Annotated in this window: 4 protein-coding genes; 2 read left to right on the top strand and 2 right to left on the bottom strand. The window is 75.7% G+C overall.

Features of this window, described 5'->3' with window-relative positions:
* Positions 1 to 39: 39 nt before the first annotated feature.
* Both OO54_RS04850 and OO54_RS04845 read left to right on the top strand, forming a co-directional pair.
* A complete protein-coding gene (locus tag OO54_RS04850) occupies positions 40 to 14,646 on the top strand; it encodes a non-ribosomal peptide synthetase (RefSeq protein WP_033201614.1) in 14,607 nt (4,868 codons plus the stop codon).
* On the top strand, positions 14,643 to 14,852 hold the full coding sequence (locus OO54_RS04845) for an MbtH family protein (RefSeq protein ID WP_033201613.1): 210 nt from the start codon (positions 14,643 to 14,645) through the stop codon (positions 14,850 to 14,852). Before OO54_RS04850 ends, OO54_RS04845 begins: the two co-directional genes overlap by 4 nt.
* A 307-nt stretch (positions 14,853 to 15,159) precedes the next feature.
* Here OO54_RS04845 and OO54_RS04840 read toward each other — a convergent pair whose 3' ends face one another.
* Both OO54_RS04840 and OO54_RS04835 read right to left on the bottom strand, forming a co-directional pair.
* Positions 15,160 to 17,043, bottom strand: coding sequence for an ABC transporter ATP-binding protein (locus OO54_RS04840; RefSeq protein ID WP_078905046.1), 1,884 nt, complete (start codon positions 17,041 to 17,043; stop codon positions 15,160 to 15,162).
* Positions 17,040 to 18,737: an ABC transporter ATP-binding protein gene (locus OO54_RS04835; protein ID WP_078905045.1), complete on the bottom strand. Its 1,698-nt coding sequence runs from the start codon at positions 18,735 to 18,737 to the stop codon at positions 17,040 to 17,042. Before OO54_RS04835 ends, OO54_RS04840 begins: the two co-directional genes overlap by 4 nt.
* Positions 18,738 to 18,755: the final 18 nt, after the last annotated feature.

Here is an 18,755-nt window from a genome sequence, read left to right as displayed (position 1 = left end):
CCACACCGACGCACCATCAGGGAAAGGCCACTTCGTACGATGTTTGACGTCGAGTCGGACCGGGTGTCGAACGCCGGGATCGCCCTCACCGGCGGGCAATCCGGCATCTGGCTGGCCCAGCAGATGGAGCCGGACAGCGCCGCCTACAACATCGTCTTCACGCTCGACCTCAGAGCCGGGACGAGCCACGGCCCGACGGGCGGCGGCGCGACGAGCGGCAGCGGCCCGACGGGCGGCGTCGACTCGACGGGCGGCGGCTCGACCGGCGTCGACGCGACGGGCGTGGGCGCGACGACCGGCGGCGGCCTCGAAGCCCTCGCACCCGAAGGCCTCGTACCCGAAGCCCTCGCACCCGAAGGCCTCGCACCCGAAGGCCTCGTACCCGAAGCCCTCGCACCCGAAGGCCTCGTACCCGAAGCCCTCGCCCCCGAAGGCCTCGTACCCGAAGCCCTCGACCTCGGCCGTCTCGCCGACGCCGTCCGCCGGGCCGTCGAGGAGGCGGAGTGCCTGCGGGTGCGCGTCGTCCCCGGCGCCGACGGACCGCGCCAGATCCCCGGGACCCTCCCGGTCGACGTCCGCGTCGTGGACCTCCGGGACGCTACCGACCCCGAGGCGGCGGCCGCCGCGTGGATCGAGGACGACCGCGCCCGCCCGGTCGACCCGGCGCGCGGGCCGCTGACGGCCCACGCCCTGCTGCGGCTCGCCGACGACCGTGTCCTCTGGTCCCAGCGCCACCACCACATCGCCGTCGACGGCATGGGCGTCACCCTGGTCACGCGCAGGGCCGGCGAGCTCTACACCCTGGGGGAGCGGGCACCCGCGCCCCTCGACTGGTCGCTCGCGGGCCTCGTCGCCGCCGACCGGGAGTACCGCGCGTCCGGACGGCACGCCGAGGACCGCGCCTGGTGGGCGGAGCGCATGGCGGGCCGGACCGATCCCGTACGCCTCGTCGAGCGGGGCACCGTCCCGATGACGCGCCGGCTGCGGCGCACCGCCGTCCTGTCCGCGAACACCGTCGGGCGACTGGACGCCGCCGCCCGGACCGCGGGAGTCCGGCCGTCCCGCCTCCTGGTCGCGGCCGTCGCCGCCTACCTCCACCGGGTCGGCGGCGAGCAGGACCTCGTCATCGGGCTGCCGGTCACCGCCCGCCGCGACGAGGTGTCCGCGCGCGTCCCCGGCATGGTGTCGAACATCGTCCCGCTGCGGCTTTCCGTCCGCCCGGGCCTCACCGTCTCCGAGCTGGTGGCCCAGGTGCGGGACGCGATCTCCGACGCGGTCGCCCACGGGCGCTACCGCGCCGAGGACCTGGCCAAGGACCTCGGCCTCGTCGACGGCGTACCGGAGCTCGTCGGCCCCACCGTCAACATCCTGCCGCGCACCGACGACCTGCGGTTCGCGGACCACGAGGCCGAACTGCGCCCCGACTGGCTCGGCCCGGTGAGCGACCTGGCGTTCGGCTTCGCCGAGACCCGCGGCGGCGGCGTCACCCTCCACCTCGACGCGGACGCGGACGTCTGCGACGACGGCACCCTGCGGGACCACGAGCGCCGCTTCCTCGCCCTCCTGTACGCCTTCGGCGAGGACCCCGACCGGCCCGTCGGCCACATCGAGGTCACCACGGACGCCGAACGCTCCCTCGTGCTGGAGGACTTCGGCGTGGCGCCGCGCGAGACGGACGAGCTGTCGTGGCCGGCCGCCTTCGAGCGCCGGGTCCGCCGCACCCCCGACGCCGTCGCGCTGGTCTGCGAGGACGAGGAGACGACGTACGCCGAACTGAACCGCGCCGCCAACCGGCTCGCCCACCTCCTCGCGGCCCGGGGCGTCGGACCCGAGGACGTGGTGGGAGTGGCCCTGCCCCGCTCGCCCGAGCTCGTGGTGGCCCTGCTCGCCGTGATGAAGGCCGGCGCCGCCTACCTGCCGCTGGACGCCGACCATCCCCGCGACCGCATCGCCTACATGCTGTCCGACGCCGGGGCGCGCACCGTGGTGACCGTGCGCGAACTCGCGAGCGAGCTGCCGGAGTCGGCCGACGTCACCTTCCTGGTGCTCGACGATCCGGCCACCGCGACCGACCGCGCCACCCGGCCGGACACCGACCCCGGTGCGGAGATCGCCCTCGACCGCGCCGCGTACGTCATCTACACCTCCGGTTCGACCGGTCGCCCCAAGGGCGTCGTCGTCCCGCACGACGGCGTCGGCAGCCTCGTCGCCACCGCGACCGACCGGATCGGCATCACCGCGGACAGCCGCGTCGTGCAGTTCGCCTCCGTCGGCTTCGACGTGACGGTCTGGGACCTGATCATGTCGTTGTGCGTCGGCGGCCGGATCATCGTCGTCCCGGCCGAGCGCCGCGTCGCGGGCCCCGCGCTCACCGACTACATCGCGCGGCACCGCGCCACCCACATGATCCTGCCGCCGTCGCTCGTCTCCGCGCTGCCGCAGGAGTGCGAACTCCCGGAAGGCGCCGTCCTCGTGGTCGGCACCGAGGCGGTCCCGGCCGAACTGATCGCCCGCTGGGACGGCCGGGTCAAGGTCGTCGTCGCGTACGGACTGACCGAGGCGAGCGTCAACTCCACGCTCTGGCCCGCCGATCCCGGCCGCCCGGGCCCCGCGCCCATCGGCCGGCCCGACCCCAACACCCGGGCCTACGTGCTCGACACGGCGCTCCGCCCGGTCCCCGTCGGCCGTGAGGGCGAGCTGTACGTGGCCGGGCGCGGCCTCGCGCGCGGCTACCTGGGCCGGCCGGGGCTCACCTCCGAGCGGTTCGTCGCCGATCCGTACGGCGAGCCGGGTGCCCGCATGTACCGCACCGGCGACCGGGTCCGCTGGGGCGCCGACGGCAACCTGGAGTTCCTCGGCCGCGCCGACGGTCAGCTCAAGATCAGAGGTCACCGGATCGAGCCCGGCGAGATCGAGAGCGCGTTCATGGCCTGCCCCGGCATCGCCCAGGCCGCCGTCCTCGCCCGCGAGGACCACCGGGGCGTCAAGCGCCTCGTCGCCCACCTCGTCACCGAGAAGGCCGGCGCGGACACCCAAGGCGTCGTGGCGGCGGCACGCGCCCGCGTCGCCGACGCGCTGCCCGACCACATGGTGCCGTCGGCCGTGGTCGTCCTCGAAGGACCGCTGCCGCTCACCCCCAACGGCAAGCTCGACGCCAAGGCCCTGCCCGAGCCCCGGTGGACCGCCGTGGCCGGCGCCGACGCCCCGGACACCCCCGCCGAGACCGCGCTCGCCGCGCTCTTCGCCGACGTGCTCGGCCTGCCCTCGGTCGGCGTCCACGACAGCTTCTTCGAACTGGGCGGCGACAGCATCGTCGCCATCCACCTGGTCAACCGGGCCCGCGAGGCCGGACTCGCGATCACCCCGCGCGAGGTGTTCCGGCACCGGACCGTGGCCGCGCTCGCCCGCGTCGCGCGCGACGTCCCCGCCACCGGGCCCGACACCGCGGCCCCGGCGCACCCGGCGCCGCTCGACCGCGACGCCCTGCCGGTCTCCCCGCTCCAGGAAGGCTTCTTCTTCCACGCGCGGTACGACACCGGGGCCGAGGACCTCTACCTCGTGCAGGAACTCCTCGACCTCACCTGCCCCGTGGACCCGGGCCGCCTGCGCGGCTGCCTCCAGCGGCTCCTCGACCGGCACCCGCTGCTCCGCGCCTCCTTCCGTCAACTGCCCGGCGGCGAAGTCGTCCAGCGGATCGCCGACCGCGCGACCCTGCCGTGGCGGGAGGCCGACACGGCCGTCACCGGCCTCGACGCCCTCCTGCGCGCCGACCGCGCCGAACCCTTCGCGCTCGACCGTCCGCCGCTCCTGCGCGCCACCCTGATCAGGGACGGACAGCGCCACCGGCTCCTGCTCACCCTGCACCACATCGTCGCCGACGGCTGGTCCGTCGCCGTCCTGCTGCGCGAACTGACCGCCGCCTACCGGGACGCGGCGCTGCCGGAACCCGTCGCCCCCGACGCGTACCTCTCCTGGCTCGCGGACCGGGACCGGGACGCCGCGCGCGAGGCCTGGCGCCGGGCGCTCGACGGACTCGCCGGACCGACCCGGCTGGCCGGCCCGCCCCCGGCCGAGCCCCTCGCGGCCGTACCCGAGCGCGTCGACACCCGGCTGCCGCGGGAACTCGCCGACGGACTCGCCGCCTGCGCACGCACCCACGGGCTGACCCTGGGCACCGTCCTCCACGGCCTGTGGGGCCTGCTCCTCGGCGGCCTGACGGGCAGCGGGGACGTCGTCTTCGGGACCACCGTGTCCGGGCGGACCACGGAGGTCGCGGGGCTCGAATCAGCCGTGGGCCTGTTCGCCAACACGGTTCCGGCCCGGGTGACCCTGCGGCCCGACGAGTCGCTCACCGACCTGCTGCGGCGCGTCCAGGACGAGCACAGCGCCCTTCTCGACCACCAGCACATCGGCCTCGCCGAGATCCAGCGGACCGCCGGCGGCGGCGAGCTCTTCGACACCCTCGTCGTGCTCGAGAACCACCCGACCGGTCACGGTCAGGCGCCGGAAGGGCCCGAGGAGCCCCTCATCGCCGGCGCCGAGGTGCTCGACGCCGTCCACTACCCCCTCGCGCTCGTCGTCGAGCCCGCCGCCGACGGCCTGCTGCTGCGGTTCAAGCACGACGCCGCCCGGCTCGACGGGGTGGCCGTCGCCCTCCTCGCCGGCCGCTTCACGGCCCTGCTGCGCACGGTCGTCGCCGAACCCGGCCGTCCCGTGGGTCGCACCGACCTGCTGTCCGAGCGCGAGCGCGAGGGCCTCGCGGAGCTCAACGCCACGGCCCGCCCCGTGCCCGGCACGACGATCGCCGCGCTCTTCGCCGCCCGGGTCGCCGAAACTCCGGACGCCTCCGCCGTCGTCTTCGAGGACACCACCCTCACGTACGCGGAACTCGACCGCAGGGCCGAGGCGTTGGCCCGGAGCCTGCGGGCACGCGGGGCAGGACCGGAGGAGTACGTCGCCGTCGCGGTGCCGCGCTCGGCCGAGCTGATGGTCGCGCTGCTCGGCGTCCTCAAGTCGGGCGCCGCCTACCTTCCCGTCGACCTCGACTACCCGGCCGACCGGGTCGCGTTCATGCTCGCCGACTCGGGGGCCCGGACCGTCGTGACGACCGGGGAGGCGGCCGGGCGCCTGCCGGCCGTGCCGGGCCTGAGCCACCTGCTCGTCGGGCCGGACGCGCTGGACCGGACCGTTCCCGGCGCGCCGGGGAAGGCCGGGGCCGCTCCCGGGGCGCCGGCGGAGGACGGGCCCGTGCCCGACGGCGCCGTCCGCCCGGCCGGCCCCGACCACCCCGCCTACCTCATCTACACGTCCGGCTCCACCGGCCGCCCCAAGGGCGTCGCCGTCACCCACCGGGCCGTCGTGAACCGACTGGCCTGGATGCAGGGCCAGTACGGGCTGACCGCCGACGACCGGGTGCTGCAGAAGACCCCGTCCAGCTTCGACGTGTCCGTGTGGGAGTTCTTCTGGGCGCTGACCGAGGGCGCGACCGTCGTCCTCGCCCGCCCCGACGGCCACCGCGACCCGTCCTACCTGGCCCACCTGGTACACGACCGCCGCATCACCACCGCGCACTTCGTGCCGTCGATGCTGGCCGCGTTCCTCCAGGCCATGGAGGCCGCCTCGGGGGCCCCCGACTGGGCGGCGAGCCTGCGCCGGGTGTTCTGCAGCGGCGAGGCGCTCACCGGCGCCGACGCACGGCGCTGGGCGGACCTCACCGCCCGCTCCGGCCGGACGCCCGTGCCGCTGCACAACCTCTACGGCCCCACCGAAGCGGCCGTGGATGTCACGTACTTCCCCTACGAGGGCGGAGACGAGCCGGCGGTCCCCATCGGCCGGCCCGTGTGGAACACCCGGCTGCACGTCCTGGACCCGTTCCTGCGCCCGGTGCCGGACGGGGTGCCCGGCGAGCTGTACCTCGCGGGCGTCCAACTGGCCCGCGCCTACCACGACCGGCCCGGACTGACCGCCGAACGGTTCGTGGCCGACCCCTTCGGGGCGCCGGGAGAGCGCATGTACCGCACCGGGGACCTGGTGCGGCGCCGCGCGGACGGGGCCGTCGAGTACCTCGGGCGCACCGACCGGCAGGTCAAGGTCCGCGGCAACCGCGTCGAGCCGGGCGAGATCGAGGCCGCCCTCGCCGCCCTGCCCGGCGTCGCCCGCGCGGCCGTGACCGTACGCGACGGGGCCCTCGTCGGGTACGCCGTCCCCGCGCCCGGCGCCGCACCGGACACCGGGGCCCTGCGCGCGGCACTCGCCGACGCGCTGCCCGCCCCGATGGTGCCGCACGCGCTCGTGCTCCTCGCCGAACTGCCGCTGACCCCCAGCGGCAAGCTGGACCAGAACGCCCTGCCCTCGCCCGCCCCCGCGCCCACGACAGGGGGACGCGCGCCCCGTGACGCACGCGAACGCGCCCTGTGCGAGATCTTCACCGACGTGCTGAAGGTGCCGGGGATCGGCGCGGACGACGACTTCTTCGTCCTCGGCGGCGACAGCCTCGGTTCGATCGTCGTCGCCACGCGCGCCCGCGACCACGGGATGACCCTCAGCCCGCGCGACGTGTTCGAGTGCCGTACGCCCGCCGCGCTCGCGGAGACCGCCGCACGGGCCGCCGCGGCCGAGGCGGACCCCGCCCGTCCCGGGACGTCCGAGGCGACGGCGCCGTCGGACGGCGTGACCGTATCCGTCGGCGACGCGGGCCAGGCCGCGGCCGCCCTCCAGGCCGTCCTCGATCTCCAGGAGCGGTCGGGCGCCGCCGTCGACCCCGCCCTGAGGGCACTGCTCGACCAACTGGCCGCCGCCGCGCCCCCGCCGCCCGCCCCGCCGGCCGGCCCCGACCTCACGCCCGAGGAGACCGAGCGGGTACGGGCCGCCGCCGGGCGGCCGGTCGCGGACGTCTGGCCGCTCTCGCCGCTCCAGGAGGGCATGTACTTCCACGCCACCTACGACACCGGCGACACCCTCGACGTCTACCAGTCCCAGGAGACCCTCGACTTCGACCGCCGGGTCGACGCGGACCGGCTGCGCGCGGCCTGCCGGACGCTCCTGGACCGCAACACCGGACTGCGCGCCGGCTTCACCAGCGGCGGACTGCCCGGCCCGGTGCAGTTCATCGCCGACGGAGCGGAGATCCCGCTCGTCGAGGCGGACCTGTCGGGGCTGCCCGCCGACGAACAGCGCACCCGGACGGAGGAGCTGCTCGCCGCCGACCGCAGGCAGCGCTTCGACCTGTCGGCGGCACCGCTGTGCCGCCTGCTCCTCATCCGCCTCGGCGACGGCCGCGACCGGCTCGTCGTCACCCACCACCTCATCCTCTGGGACGGCTGGTCGGCCTGGCTGTTTCTGGAGGAGCTGTTCACGCTGTACGAGCGGGGCGGCGACGCCACCGGGCTGCCGCTGCCCGGCTCCTACCGCGACTACCTGTCGTGGCTGGACGCCCAGGACACCGCGGCGGCCCTGGCGGCCTGGCGCGGGGCGCTCGCCGGCTTCGACGAGCCGACCCTGGTCGCGCCCTCCGGCCGCGACGCCGGCCCGGTCATCCCGGTGGACTTCGACGCCCACCTCACCGCCGAGAGCAGCGACCGGCTGCGCGCCCTCGCCCGGCGGCACGGACTCACCCTGAACACCGTCCTGAACGCGGCCTGGGGGCTCGTCCTCTCGGCGATGACGGGCCGCGGCGACGTCGCCTTCGGCACCGCCGTCGCCGGACGCCCCGCGGACGTGCCGCAGGTCGCCGGCATCATCGGCATGTTCCTCAACACGATCCCCGCCCGGGTCGCCCTGACCCCGGAGGAGCCGCTGCTCGACCTGCTGCGGCGGATGCAGTCCGAGCGCGCCTCCGTCATGCCGTACGAACACGTGGGCCTCGGCACCCTCCAGCAGGAGACGGGGCACCGCCGCCTGTTCGACACCCTGTTCGTCCTCAGGTCCGCCGACGGCGAGGAGCGGGCGGCGGCGCTCCGCCGGCGGCACGGCATCACCGGCGTGTCCAACGTGGACGGCACCCACTTCCCGCTCACCCTCATCGTCACCCCCGGCGCCCGGCTGCGGGTGACGCTCGCGGCGAGGCCCGACCTGTTCGACGCGGAGCGGGCCACCACCGTCCTCGCCCGGTTCACGACCGTCCTCGACCGCCTCGGCGAGGCCCTCGACGGCCCGGACGCGGCCGGCGCACGGACCGTCGGCGTGGACCTGCTCCTGCCGGAGGAACGCGCCGCGCTGGCCGCCGGCCGGGAGACCAGCCGCGATCCCGTCCCGGACGAGACGGTCTCCGACATGCTCACGGCGCAGGCGGCCCGTACCCCCGACGCCGTGGCACTGGTCTTCGGCGACCGTTCCCTCACGTACGCCGCACTCGACGCCCGGGTCGACCGGCTCGCCCGGCTGCTGCTCGCCCGCGGTGCGGGACCCGAGAAGGTGGTGGCGCTCGCGCTGCCCCGGTCCCTGGAGATGGTGACCGCGCTCTTCGCCGTCCTGCGCACGGGCGCCGCCTACCTGCCGCTCGACCTCGACCACCCCGCCGACCGGCTGCGGTTGATGGCCGAGGACACCGGCCCGCTGTGCCTGGTGTCCACGGCCGCCGTCGCCCCCACCCTGCGCGGCGCGGACGGTCCCGTCGCCTCCGAACTGCTCCTCGACGACCCGTCCGTGGCCGCCGAGCTGGCCGCGCTGCCCGACGGCGCGATCACCGACGCCGAGCGTCCCGCGTTCGCCCCCGGGGTGCCGGGCCGCCTGGAGCACCCCGCGTACGTCATCTACACCTCCGGCTCCACCGGCCGCCCCAAGGGCGTCGTCACCCCCTACCGGGGTCTGACGAACATGCAGCTCAACCATCAGAAGGAGGTCTTCGACCCGGCCATCGCCTCGGCCGGCGGCCGGCGGCTGCGCATCGCGCACACCGTCTCCTTCGCCTTCGACATGTCGTGGGAGGAGCTGCTCTGGCTCGTCGAGGGCCACGAGGTCCACATCTGCGACGAGGAGCTCCGCCGCGACGCCGAAGCCCTCGTCGCGTACTGCGACGAGCACCGCGTCGACGTCGTCAACGTGACGCCGACCTACGCCCAACTGCTCATCGAGGAGGGCCTGCTCGACCGTGACGAGACCACGGGCCGGCACCGGCCGGCCCTCGTCCTGCTCGGCGGCGAGGCCGTGTCCGACACCGTCTGGACGCGACTGCGCCGCACCGAGGGCACGTACGGCTACAACCTCTACGGCCCCACCGAGTACACGATCAACACGCTCGGCGGCTCCACCGCCGACAGCGCGACACCGACCGTCGGCAGGCCCATCCGCAACACCCGCGCCCACGTCCTCGACGCGATGCTGCGGCCCGTGCCGCCGGGCTGCCCAGGCGAGCTGTACATCGCCGGCACCGGCCTCGCCCGCGGCTACCACGACCGGGCGGGCCTGACGGCCGAGCGGTTCGTCGCAGACCCGTTCGGCGAGCCCGGCGAGCGCATGTACCGCACGGGCGACCTCGTACGGCAGCGGCCCGACGGCCTCCTCGACTTCCTCGGCCGCACCGACGACCAGGTCAAGATCCGCGGCTACCGCGTCGAACTCGGCGAGATCGCCTCGGCCCTCTCCGACCGTCCCGAGGTCGCCCACGCCGCCGTCGTCGTCCACGAGACCGCCGGGACGAAGCGCCTGGTCGGGTACGTCGTGCCGGAGGACGCCACGGCCCGGGACGACGAGCTGGCCCAGCGGCTGCGCGACCACCTCAGGTCCCGGCTGCCCGACTACATGGTCCCGGCCGCGCTGGTCACCGTCCCGACCCTGCCGCTGACCGTCAACGGCAAGCTCGACGTCAAGGCCCTGCCCGCCCCCGACCTCACCGGCGCGGGCACGAGCCGCGCCCCGCGCACCCCGCGCGAGGAGACCCTGTGCGCCCTCTTCGCGGAGGTCCTGGGCCTCGCGGACGGCAGCGTCGGCATCGACGGCGACTTCTTCGAGCTCGGCGGACACTCGCTCCTCGCCACCCGGCTCGTCAGCCGCGCCCGCACCGCGCTCGACACCGAACTGGCGATCCGCGACCTGTTCGAGGCGCCCACCGTCGCCGGCCTCGTGGAGCGCGTGGCGGCCTCGCGCGGCACCGCCCGCCCGGCAGTGACGGCCCTCGCCCCGGCCGAACGCCCGCACGAACTGCCGCTGTCGCACGCCCAGCAGCGGCTGTGGGTCATCCAGCAGATCGAGTGCACCTCGGCCGCGTACAACTTCCCGCTGGTCCTGCGGCTGGACGGGACCTTCGACCGCGCCGCGTGGGGCGCCGCCCTCGCCGACGTGACCGACCGGCACGAGGCCCTGCGCACGCTCTTCGCCGAGCGGGACGGCCAGGCGTACCAGCGGATCCTGCCCGCCGGATCGGCGACCCCGGCCGTGGAGCACCTGTACGCCTCCGAGGACGAGCTGCCCGGCATCGTCGACGCCGCCGTCACGCGGCCGTTCGACCTCGCCCGCGAACTGCCGGTCCGGGCCACGGTCGTGGAGCTCGCACCCCACACCCACGTCGTCGTGCTGCTGCTCCACCACATCACCACCGACGAGTGGTCCGACCGCCCGTTCCTGCGGGACCTCACCACCGCCTACACGGCCCGCCTCGGCGGCGCCGCCCCCGACTGGGAGCCGCTGCCCGTCCAGTACGCCGACTACGCCCTCTGGCAGCAACGCCTCCTCGGCGACCCGGCCGACGACGACAGCCTCGCGGCCCGGCAGCTCGCCCACTGGCGGACGGCCCTGTCCGGCGCACCCGAGGAACTGGAGCTGCCCACCGACCGGCCGCGGCCGGCCCGGCCCGCCTTCACCGGGGACGAGCTCGACATCGCGTTCGACCCCGCGGTCCACGAGGGCCTCAGGCGACTCGCCCGCGAGAGCGGCGCCAGCATGTTCATGGTCGTGCACGCGGCCGTCGCCGCCCTGCTCCACCGCCTCGGCGCGGGCACGGACATCCCGCTCGGCGCGCCCATCGCCGGCCGGGGCGACGAGTCGCTCGACGAGCTCGTCGGCTTCTTCGTCAACACCCTGGTGCTCCGCACCGACCTGGACGGCGACCCCACCTTCGCCGAACTGCTCGCCCGGGTGCGCGCGACCGACCTGGCCGCCTTCTCGCACGCCGACGTGCCGTTCGAGTCGGTCGTGGAGACCCTCAACCCGACCCGCTCCCTCTCCCGGAACCCGCTGTTCCAGGTGATGGTCGGCCACCACGTCCGCACCGGCGACGAGCTGCGGCTGCCCGGACTCCGGGCGCGCTACCTGCCGTTCCGTACCGGCTCCGCCAAGTTCGACCTGGTGTTCAGCTTCACGGAACGGACAGCCGCCGACGGCGGCGCCGAGTACCTCGGCTGCCGCCTGGAGTTCGCCACCGAACTCTTCGACCGGGACACCGCGGAACTCATCGGCGCACGCCTCCGCAGGCTGGTCACGGCCCTCGTCGAAGCCCCCGACCAGCCCCTCTCGCAGGCCGCGATCCTCACCGCCGAGGAGCACCACCAGGTCCTGGAGGGCTTCAACGGACCGCCCCGCGCGGTCGAGGAGGCCACCTTCCCCGCCCTCTTCGCCCGCCGGGTCGCCGAGCGTCCGGACGCCGTCGCCGTCGTCGAGCGCTCCCGCTCGGTGACCTACGCCGGGCTCGCCGCCCGTGCCGACCGCATCGCCCGGCTGCTCGCCGCCCGCGGCGTCGGCGCCGAAAGCGTCGTCGGCGTGGCCGTGCCGCGCTCGGTGGACACGGTCGCCACCGTGCTCGCCGCGATGGGGCTGGGCGCCGCGTTCCTGCCGCTCGACCTCGTCCACCCCGGCGACCGGCTCACCTACATGATCGAGAACTCCGGCACGGCCGTCGTGGTCGGCACGGAGCCCGTCGCCGGCAAGATCCCGGACGTCCCGGGCGTGCCCGTCGTCCTGCTCGACGCGCCGGACACCGAAGCCGAGCTGGACGCGCTGCCCGAGGCGCCCCCGGCCGCCGGACCGGTCGGCCTCGACCAGGCCGCGTACGTGATCTACACCTCCGGCTCGACCGGCCGCCCCAAGGGGGTCGTCGTCCCGCACGAGGGCATCGCCAGCCTGGTCGCCACGGCCGTCGACCGGATGGGACTCCAACCCGACAGCCGGGTCCTCCAGTTCGCGTCCATCGGCTTCGACGTCTTCGCCTTCGAACTGGCCATGGCCCTCTGCCACGGCGGCCGGCTCGTCCTCGTCACCGACGAGGCCAGGGTCGCGGGACCGGCGCTCACCGACTTCCTCGCGGACCAGCGGATCACCCACATGATCCTGCCGCCGTCGCTGGTGTCGGCGCTGCCCCCGGGCTGCGCGCTCCCCGAAGGCTCCACCGTGCTGGTCGGCACCGAGACCGTGCCGCCGGACCTCTTCGAACGGTTCGGCGCCACCGCGCACCTGATCTGCGCGTACGGACTCACCGAGGCGACGGTCAACTCGACCCTGTGGCCGGCCCGCGAGCACACCGGCCGCACCCCCGGCCGCGTCCCGATCGGCCGCCCCGACCCCAACACCCGCTGCTACGTCCTCGACGAGCACCTGACGCCCGTCCCGCCCGGCGTCATCGGCGAGCTGTACGTGGCCGGCCGCGGCCTCGCCCGGGGCTACCTCGGACAGCCGGGGCTCAGCTCGGAACGCTTCGTCGCCGACCCGTTCGGCGCGCCCGGCAGCCGGATGTACCGCACCGGTGACCGCGCCCGCTGGCGCGCCGACGGGAACCTCGACTTCCTCGGCCGGGTCGACACCCAGGTGAAGATCCGCGGCTTCCGCATCGAACTCGGCGAGATCGAGGCCGCGCTCGCCGCCCACCCGTCGGTCGCGCAGGCCGCGGTCCTGCCCGACCGCGACGGCGACATCGTCCGCCTCGTCGGCTACGCCGTCCCCGAGACGGGGCCTGGCGCGCCGCCGGAGCCCGACCCGCGGGAACTGCGCGCCCACGTCGCCGCACGGTTGCCCGAGTACATGGTCCCCGCGCTCGTCGTCCCCCTCGACGGACCGCTGCCGCTGACGCCCAACGGCAAGCTGGACCGCGCGGCGCTGCCCGCCCCCGACTGGTCCGGGATGACCGGGGACGCGCGGCCGGCGACGGCGGCACAGGCCCGGATCGCCGGGCTGTTCCGCGAGATCCTCAAGCTGGACGACGTCGGCGTGCACGACAGCTTCTTCGCGCTCGGCGGCCACTCGATGGCCTCGATGCGGCTGCTCGGCCGGATCCGGACCGAGTTCGGCGTCGAACTGACCATCCGGGACGTCTTCGACGCGCTCACCGTCGCCGGCATCGCCGGCAAGCTCGACGGAGCGGCCGCCGCACGACCCGTCCTGCGGCCGGGCGACGCGCCGGGCGGCGGGGACGCCGCACCGGCGGCGCCCGTACAGCGCGGGCAGTGGCAGGCGTACCGGCGCCGGCCCGGCTTCGACCACGCGCTGGTGCTGCGCTCGCCCGGCGGACTCGACGCCGGGGCCCTCGCGGCGGCGCTCGCCGACGTGACCGACCGCCACGAACCGCTGCGCACGACGTTCGCCGAGCACGACGGCAGGCCGGTACCGCGGCCCGCCGCACCCCCGGCCCTCGCCGTGGAGTCGTGCGAGGACGTCGACGCCAGGGTGGCCGAACTCGCCGGGGGAGCGCCCGACCTGGAACGGGAGGCCCCGCTGCGCGTCCGGCTCCTCACCGGCGCGGACGGGACCCAGGCGGTGCTCCTGACCGCGCACTACCTGGCCGTCGACGAATGGTCGGTGGTCCCGCTGCTCCGCGACCTCACCACCGCCTACGGCGCCCGCACGGCCGGCCGGACCCCCGACTGGCCGCCGCTCCCGGTGACGTACGCCGACTACACCCGCTGGGCCCACGAGGTCCTCGGCGACCCCACCGACCCGGAAAGCCGGGGCGGCCGCCAACTGGCCTACTGGCGCAGGACGCTGCAGGGCGCCCCGCGCGACCTCGCGCTGCCCGCCGACGCGCCGGACCCCGACGCCGCCTCCCGGGGCGTCCGCCAGGCCGCCGGGCACGTCGGGTTCGTCCTCGACGAGGAACTGCACGCGGCCGTGGACCGGCTCGCCGGGACGACCGGCACCAGCATGTTCATGGTCCTCCACGCGGCACTCGCGGCGCTCCTGACCGCCCACGGGGCGGGCACGGACCTGCCGGTCGGCACGATGGTCGCCGGCCGCACCGACGACCGGCTCGCCGATCTCGTCGGCTGCTTCCTCAACACCGTCCTGCTGCGCACCGACACGGCGGGCGACCCGAGCTTCACCGAACTCCTGGCCCGGGTGAGGGAGACCACGCTGAGCGCCCTCGACCGGCAGGACGTCCCCTTCGAAGAGGTCGTCCGGGCCGCCGGATTGCGGCCCGACGGACCCCAGGTGATGGTGATCCACCACGAGCAGGCGGACCTCGGCCCGCTGGAGGGTGGTGTGGGCGCCCTCCAGGCCGTCCCGACCGGCTCTGCACGGGCTGAGCTCACGCTGAGCTTCCACGAGCCGCGCGGCGAGGGAGCCGTGCACTGCGCGCTGATCCACGCGACCGGGCGGCTCGGCGAGGCGAAGGCCCGCCGGCTCGCCGACGAACTCCAGGCCCTGCTGCGCACGGTGGCGGCCGATCCCGGGCAGCCGCTCTCCGCGCTGTTCCCCGTCCCTTCCACGAGGAGTGAGAACGCATGACGACCAACCCCTTCGAGGACCCCCAGGGCCGTTTCCTGGCGCTGGCCAACGAGGAGAACCAGCACTCGCTGTGGCCCTCCTTCGCCGCCGTGCCCGCCGGCTGGCGGACCGTCTTCGGCGAGGACACCCGCGACGCCTGCCTGGCGTACGTCGAGTCCCACTGGACCGACCTGCGCCCCGCGAGCCTCGTCGCCCGGCAGGCCTGACCGCCTCCGACACACCGCCGGCCGCCCGCGGGGAAGTCCTCCCCGCGGGCGGCCGCGTGTGCGGGGGAGGGGACGACAGAAGGAGGGGGCGGTACGACGACTCGTCGTACCGCCCCCTCCCGCTTGCCGGTGTGTGGCAGTCCGGCCTGACGGTTCCGCCTCGGGCGGCCGCCGGCCGGGCGTGCGGCCGTTCGGCCCGAGAAGAGCCGCACGCCCGATGCGTGGTCGTTCGGTCTCAGGAGGTCGCGGCCTCGTGCGTGGTCGTTCGGTCTCAGGAGGTCGCGGCCCCGTGCGCGGTCGTTCGGTCTCAGGAGGCCGGTGGCACCGGGACGCCGGGGTCCGCGGCCGGGCGCGGGACGCGCTCGGCGGGCTCCCGGCGGCTGTCCGACCAGGCCGCCCAGAGCGCGGCGTACCGCCCTCCGGCGGCGACCAGTTCGGCGTGGGTGCCGGTCTCGACGACCCGGCCCCGGTCCAGGACGACCACGCGGTCGGCGGCCGCCGCCTGGGGGAGGCGGTGGGCCACCACCAGGCCCGTACGGCCGGACAGGGCCCGTTCCGCGGCTTCCTCCAGGACCCGCGCTCCGGCGCTGCCCGCGTCGGCGGTCGCCTCGTCGAGGATGGCGACGGGCGGGTCGGCGAGGACGAGGCGGGCCAGCGCGAGGTGTTGCGCCTGCGTCACCGTCAGCCGGTGCCCGCCCTCTCCGACGACGGTGGCGAGGCCCTCGGGCAGCGCCTCCGCCCACTCCAGGGCACCCACCCGGTCGAGGGCCGCGCGCAGCGCCGCGTCGTCGGCGTCGGGCCGGGCGAGGCGCAGGTCCTCGGCGAGGGGCCCGGCGAAGACGTGCACCTCCTGGCTGATGAGGCTCACCGCGCGGCGGACCCCGGCCGGGCCCAGCTTCCCGGCGTCGACCCCGCCGAGCGTGATCGACCCGGCCGTCGGCTCGTGCACACCGGCGATCACCTTGGCGAGGGTCGTCTTGCCCGCCCCGCTGGCGCCGACGAGCGCCACCCGCTCCCCGCCGCGCACCTGGAGGTCGACCTCGTGCAGCACCGGCGCGCCGGTCCCGTAGGCGTGGCCGACCCCGGTCACCCCGACCGAGCCGTCGGCGGGGGCGTCCGCCCCCTGCGGCGCGCGCTCGGCCGGCAGCGCGGAGACGCCGACCAGGCGGGCGAAGCTCGCCCCGGCGGACTGCGCGTCGTCCAGGAGGTACAGCGCCGCGTTGACCGGGTTGAAGAGGCTGTGGAAGTAGAGGGCGGCGGCCGTGGCCGTGCCGATGCTGACCGAGCCGCGGTCGACGAGCACGAATCCGGTGGCGAGCATCGCGGCGAGACCGATGAACTCGGCCAGGTTCAGCCGGGAGAAGAAGCCGGTGACGATGTGGATGCCCCGCAGGCCCAGATCGCGGGCGGCCTCCGACCGCCGCTCCAGGAGTTCCGTGTGGGGGGTGCCGAGCCGGAACGCTCGGACGGTCCGCGCGCCGCCGACGCTGTCGAGCAGCTGGTGCTGCAACGCGCCGGTGGCGACGCGTTGTCCGGCGTACACGGGGGCGGAGCGGCGCAGGTACCAGCGCACCGAGGCCACCTGGACGGGCGCCGCGAGCAGCGCCGCGAGCAGGAACCGCCAGTCGAGGACGGCGAGTCCGGCGAAGGTGAGCACGATGGTCAGCGCGGAGCGGCTGAACTCGGGCAGCGCCTGGCGCACGGACGTGGCGATCACGGTCACGTCGCTGGTCACCCGTGACACGAGGTCGCCGGAGCCGGCCGCCTCGACGCGCTCCAGCGGGAGCCGCAGCGCGCGCTCCACGAACTGCTCGCGCAGGGCGGCGAGCACGGTCTCGCCGAGCCGCGCGACGAGGGTTCCGCCGAGGGCGGCGGCCGCGCCCCGGACGACCGCGACGGCGATGAGCAGCACGAGCGGCGCCGTGAGGGCCGCCGCCCCGCGCCGCTCGACCACCAGGTCGACGATGTGTCCGAGGAGCGGGGCGGTCAGCAGCCCGATGCCCGTCCCGGCGACCAGGACGGCGAGCGCGGCGGTGGCGAGGAGCCGGTGGCCGCGCAGCATGGTGCGGAGGGCCGCGAGGGACTCGGCGCGGGTGGCGGTCGGCAGGAGCGAGCGGTCTCGCCGGCTGTCGTGCATGGTCTCTTCCGTCTCCGTCGTCGCTCGGTCCTCTTCGGTCTTCCCGGGCGTCATGCCAGCACCGTCGCCCGGTAGGCCGCGTCGGCGGCGAGGAGTTCGCCGTGGGGTCCGTCGGCCCGCACGGCCCCGTCGTCGAGGACCACGACCCGGTCGGTGACGGCGAGGAGGGCGGGGCTGGTGGTGACGAGGACCGTGGTGCGGTCCCGGCGCAGTTCGCGCAGCCGGGACGCGATCCGCGATTCGGTCACGCTGTCGACGGCGGTGGTCGGGTCGTGGAGGACCAGGACGGGCCGGTCGGCGGCGAGGGCCCGGGCGAGTGCGACACGCTGCCGCTGCCCGCCGGAGAGGGACCGGCCGCGCTCGGAGAGGAGGGTGTCCGCGCCGTCGGGGAGCAGCCGTGCCACGTCGTCGGCGGCGGAGGCGGTCAGGGCGTGGTCGACGGCCGCGGTGTCGCCGTCGGCGCCGGCCCGGACGTTCTCCAGGAGCGTGCTCTCGAACAGGTCCGCGTCGTGGTGGGCGACGAGGACCGCACGGCGCAGCGCGTCGGGGTCGAGCCCGGTCAGGGCCACGCCGTCGAGTTCGACGGTCCCTTCGGCGGGGTCCTGTTCCCGGGCCAGGCACAGGAGCAGGTCGGCGGCGGCGGCGGGATCGCCGGTGACGACCCCGGTCAGGCTGCCGGCGGGCAGGTCGAGGTCCACGCCCCGCAGCGCGCCGAGCGACACCCCGCGCAGGGCGAGGTGACCGGCGGCCGGGGCGGCGGGCGCGGCCCGTCCGCCTTCGACCGTGACGGGCGAGGCCAGGACCTCGGCGATCCGCCGGGCCGACGCCCGGCCCTGGGCGAGTTCGGCGTTGACGTAGGTGAGCAGCTGGAACGGGCCCAGGAGGAACTGGGCCAGGCCCACGGCCGCCACCAGGTCGCCCACGCTGATGCTGCCGTCCATGGCGAGGTACGCGCCCACGAGCCCGATCACGGCGATGAACACGCCGGTGAGGGCGAGGATCGCGCCCTCGTGTCCGGCCCGGCTGCGGGCCGCGCGCAGGGCGGCCGCCAGCGAGTCCCGGCTCGTGGTGCGGTAGCGGGCGACGGCTGCCGACTCCGCGCCCATGCCCTTGAGGACGCGCAGGCCGGCCACGAGGTCGGCGGCGACGCCCGAGGCGTGGGCGGCGCGCTCCTGTTCGGTCTCGCTGCGTCGTTCGAGGGGCCGGCTGATGAGGTGGCCGAGCCAGAGCAGCGGCGGGATGCCGAGGAGCACGAGGAGGCCGAGCGGTACGGAGATCCTCAGCAGTGCGACGGCGCTGATCACGAGGGCGGCGACGGCGGAGACGCCGTAGGAGAGGACGGTCGCGACCGATCCCACCCGGCGGGCGTCGTTGGTGGCGATGCTGGTGAGGGCGCCGGGGAGCCGGTTCGCCTCGGCGCCGCCCCGGGGGTCGAGCACGCGCGCGGCCAGCTCCATCCGGAGCCGGTGCGCGGCGAGTTCGCCGGTGCCCTCGGTGATCCGGGCGCTGGTGCGGTAGCACGTGGACAGGACGAGGAAGAGGGCCGCGAGGACGAGGAGCCAGCGCAGCAGCGAGGCGGAGGAGCCGGTGGCCACGGCCGAGTCGATGACGACGCCGACGACCACCGGGACGAGGGCCTCGCAGCCTTGATGGGTCATGCCGAGCAGGGAGGCGGCGATGACGCGGCCGCGTTGCCCTCTGATCGCCCGTCGGAGGACAAGTCCCCCTGTCGGTGCGCCCGTTGGCATCTGCTTCCTCCACGGAGA

This window comes from Streptomyces wedmorensis (genome assembly GCF_000716445.1).
GTDB lineage: Bacteria > Actinomycetota > Actinomycetes > Streptomycetales > Streptomycetaceae > Streptomyces > Streptomyces wedmorensis.
The sequence above is the reverse complement of the archived record's forward strand: the minus strand, read 5'-3'. Positions and strand labels throughout refer to the sequence as shown.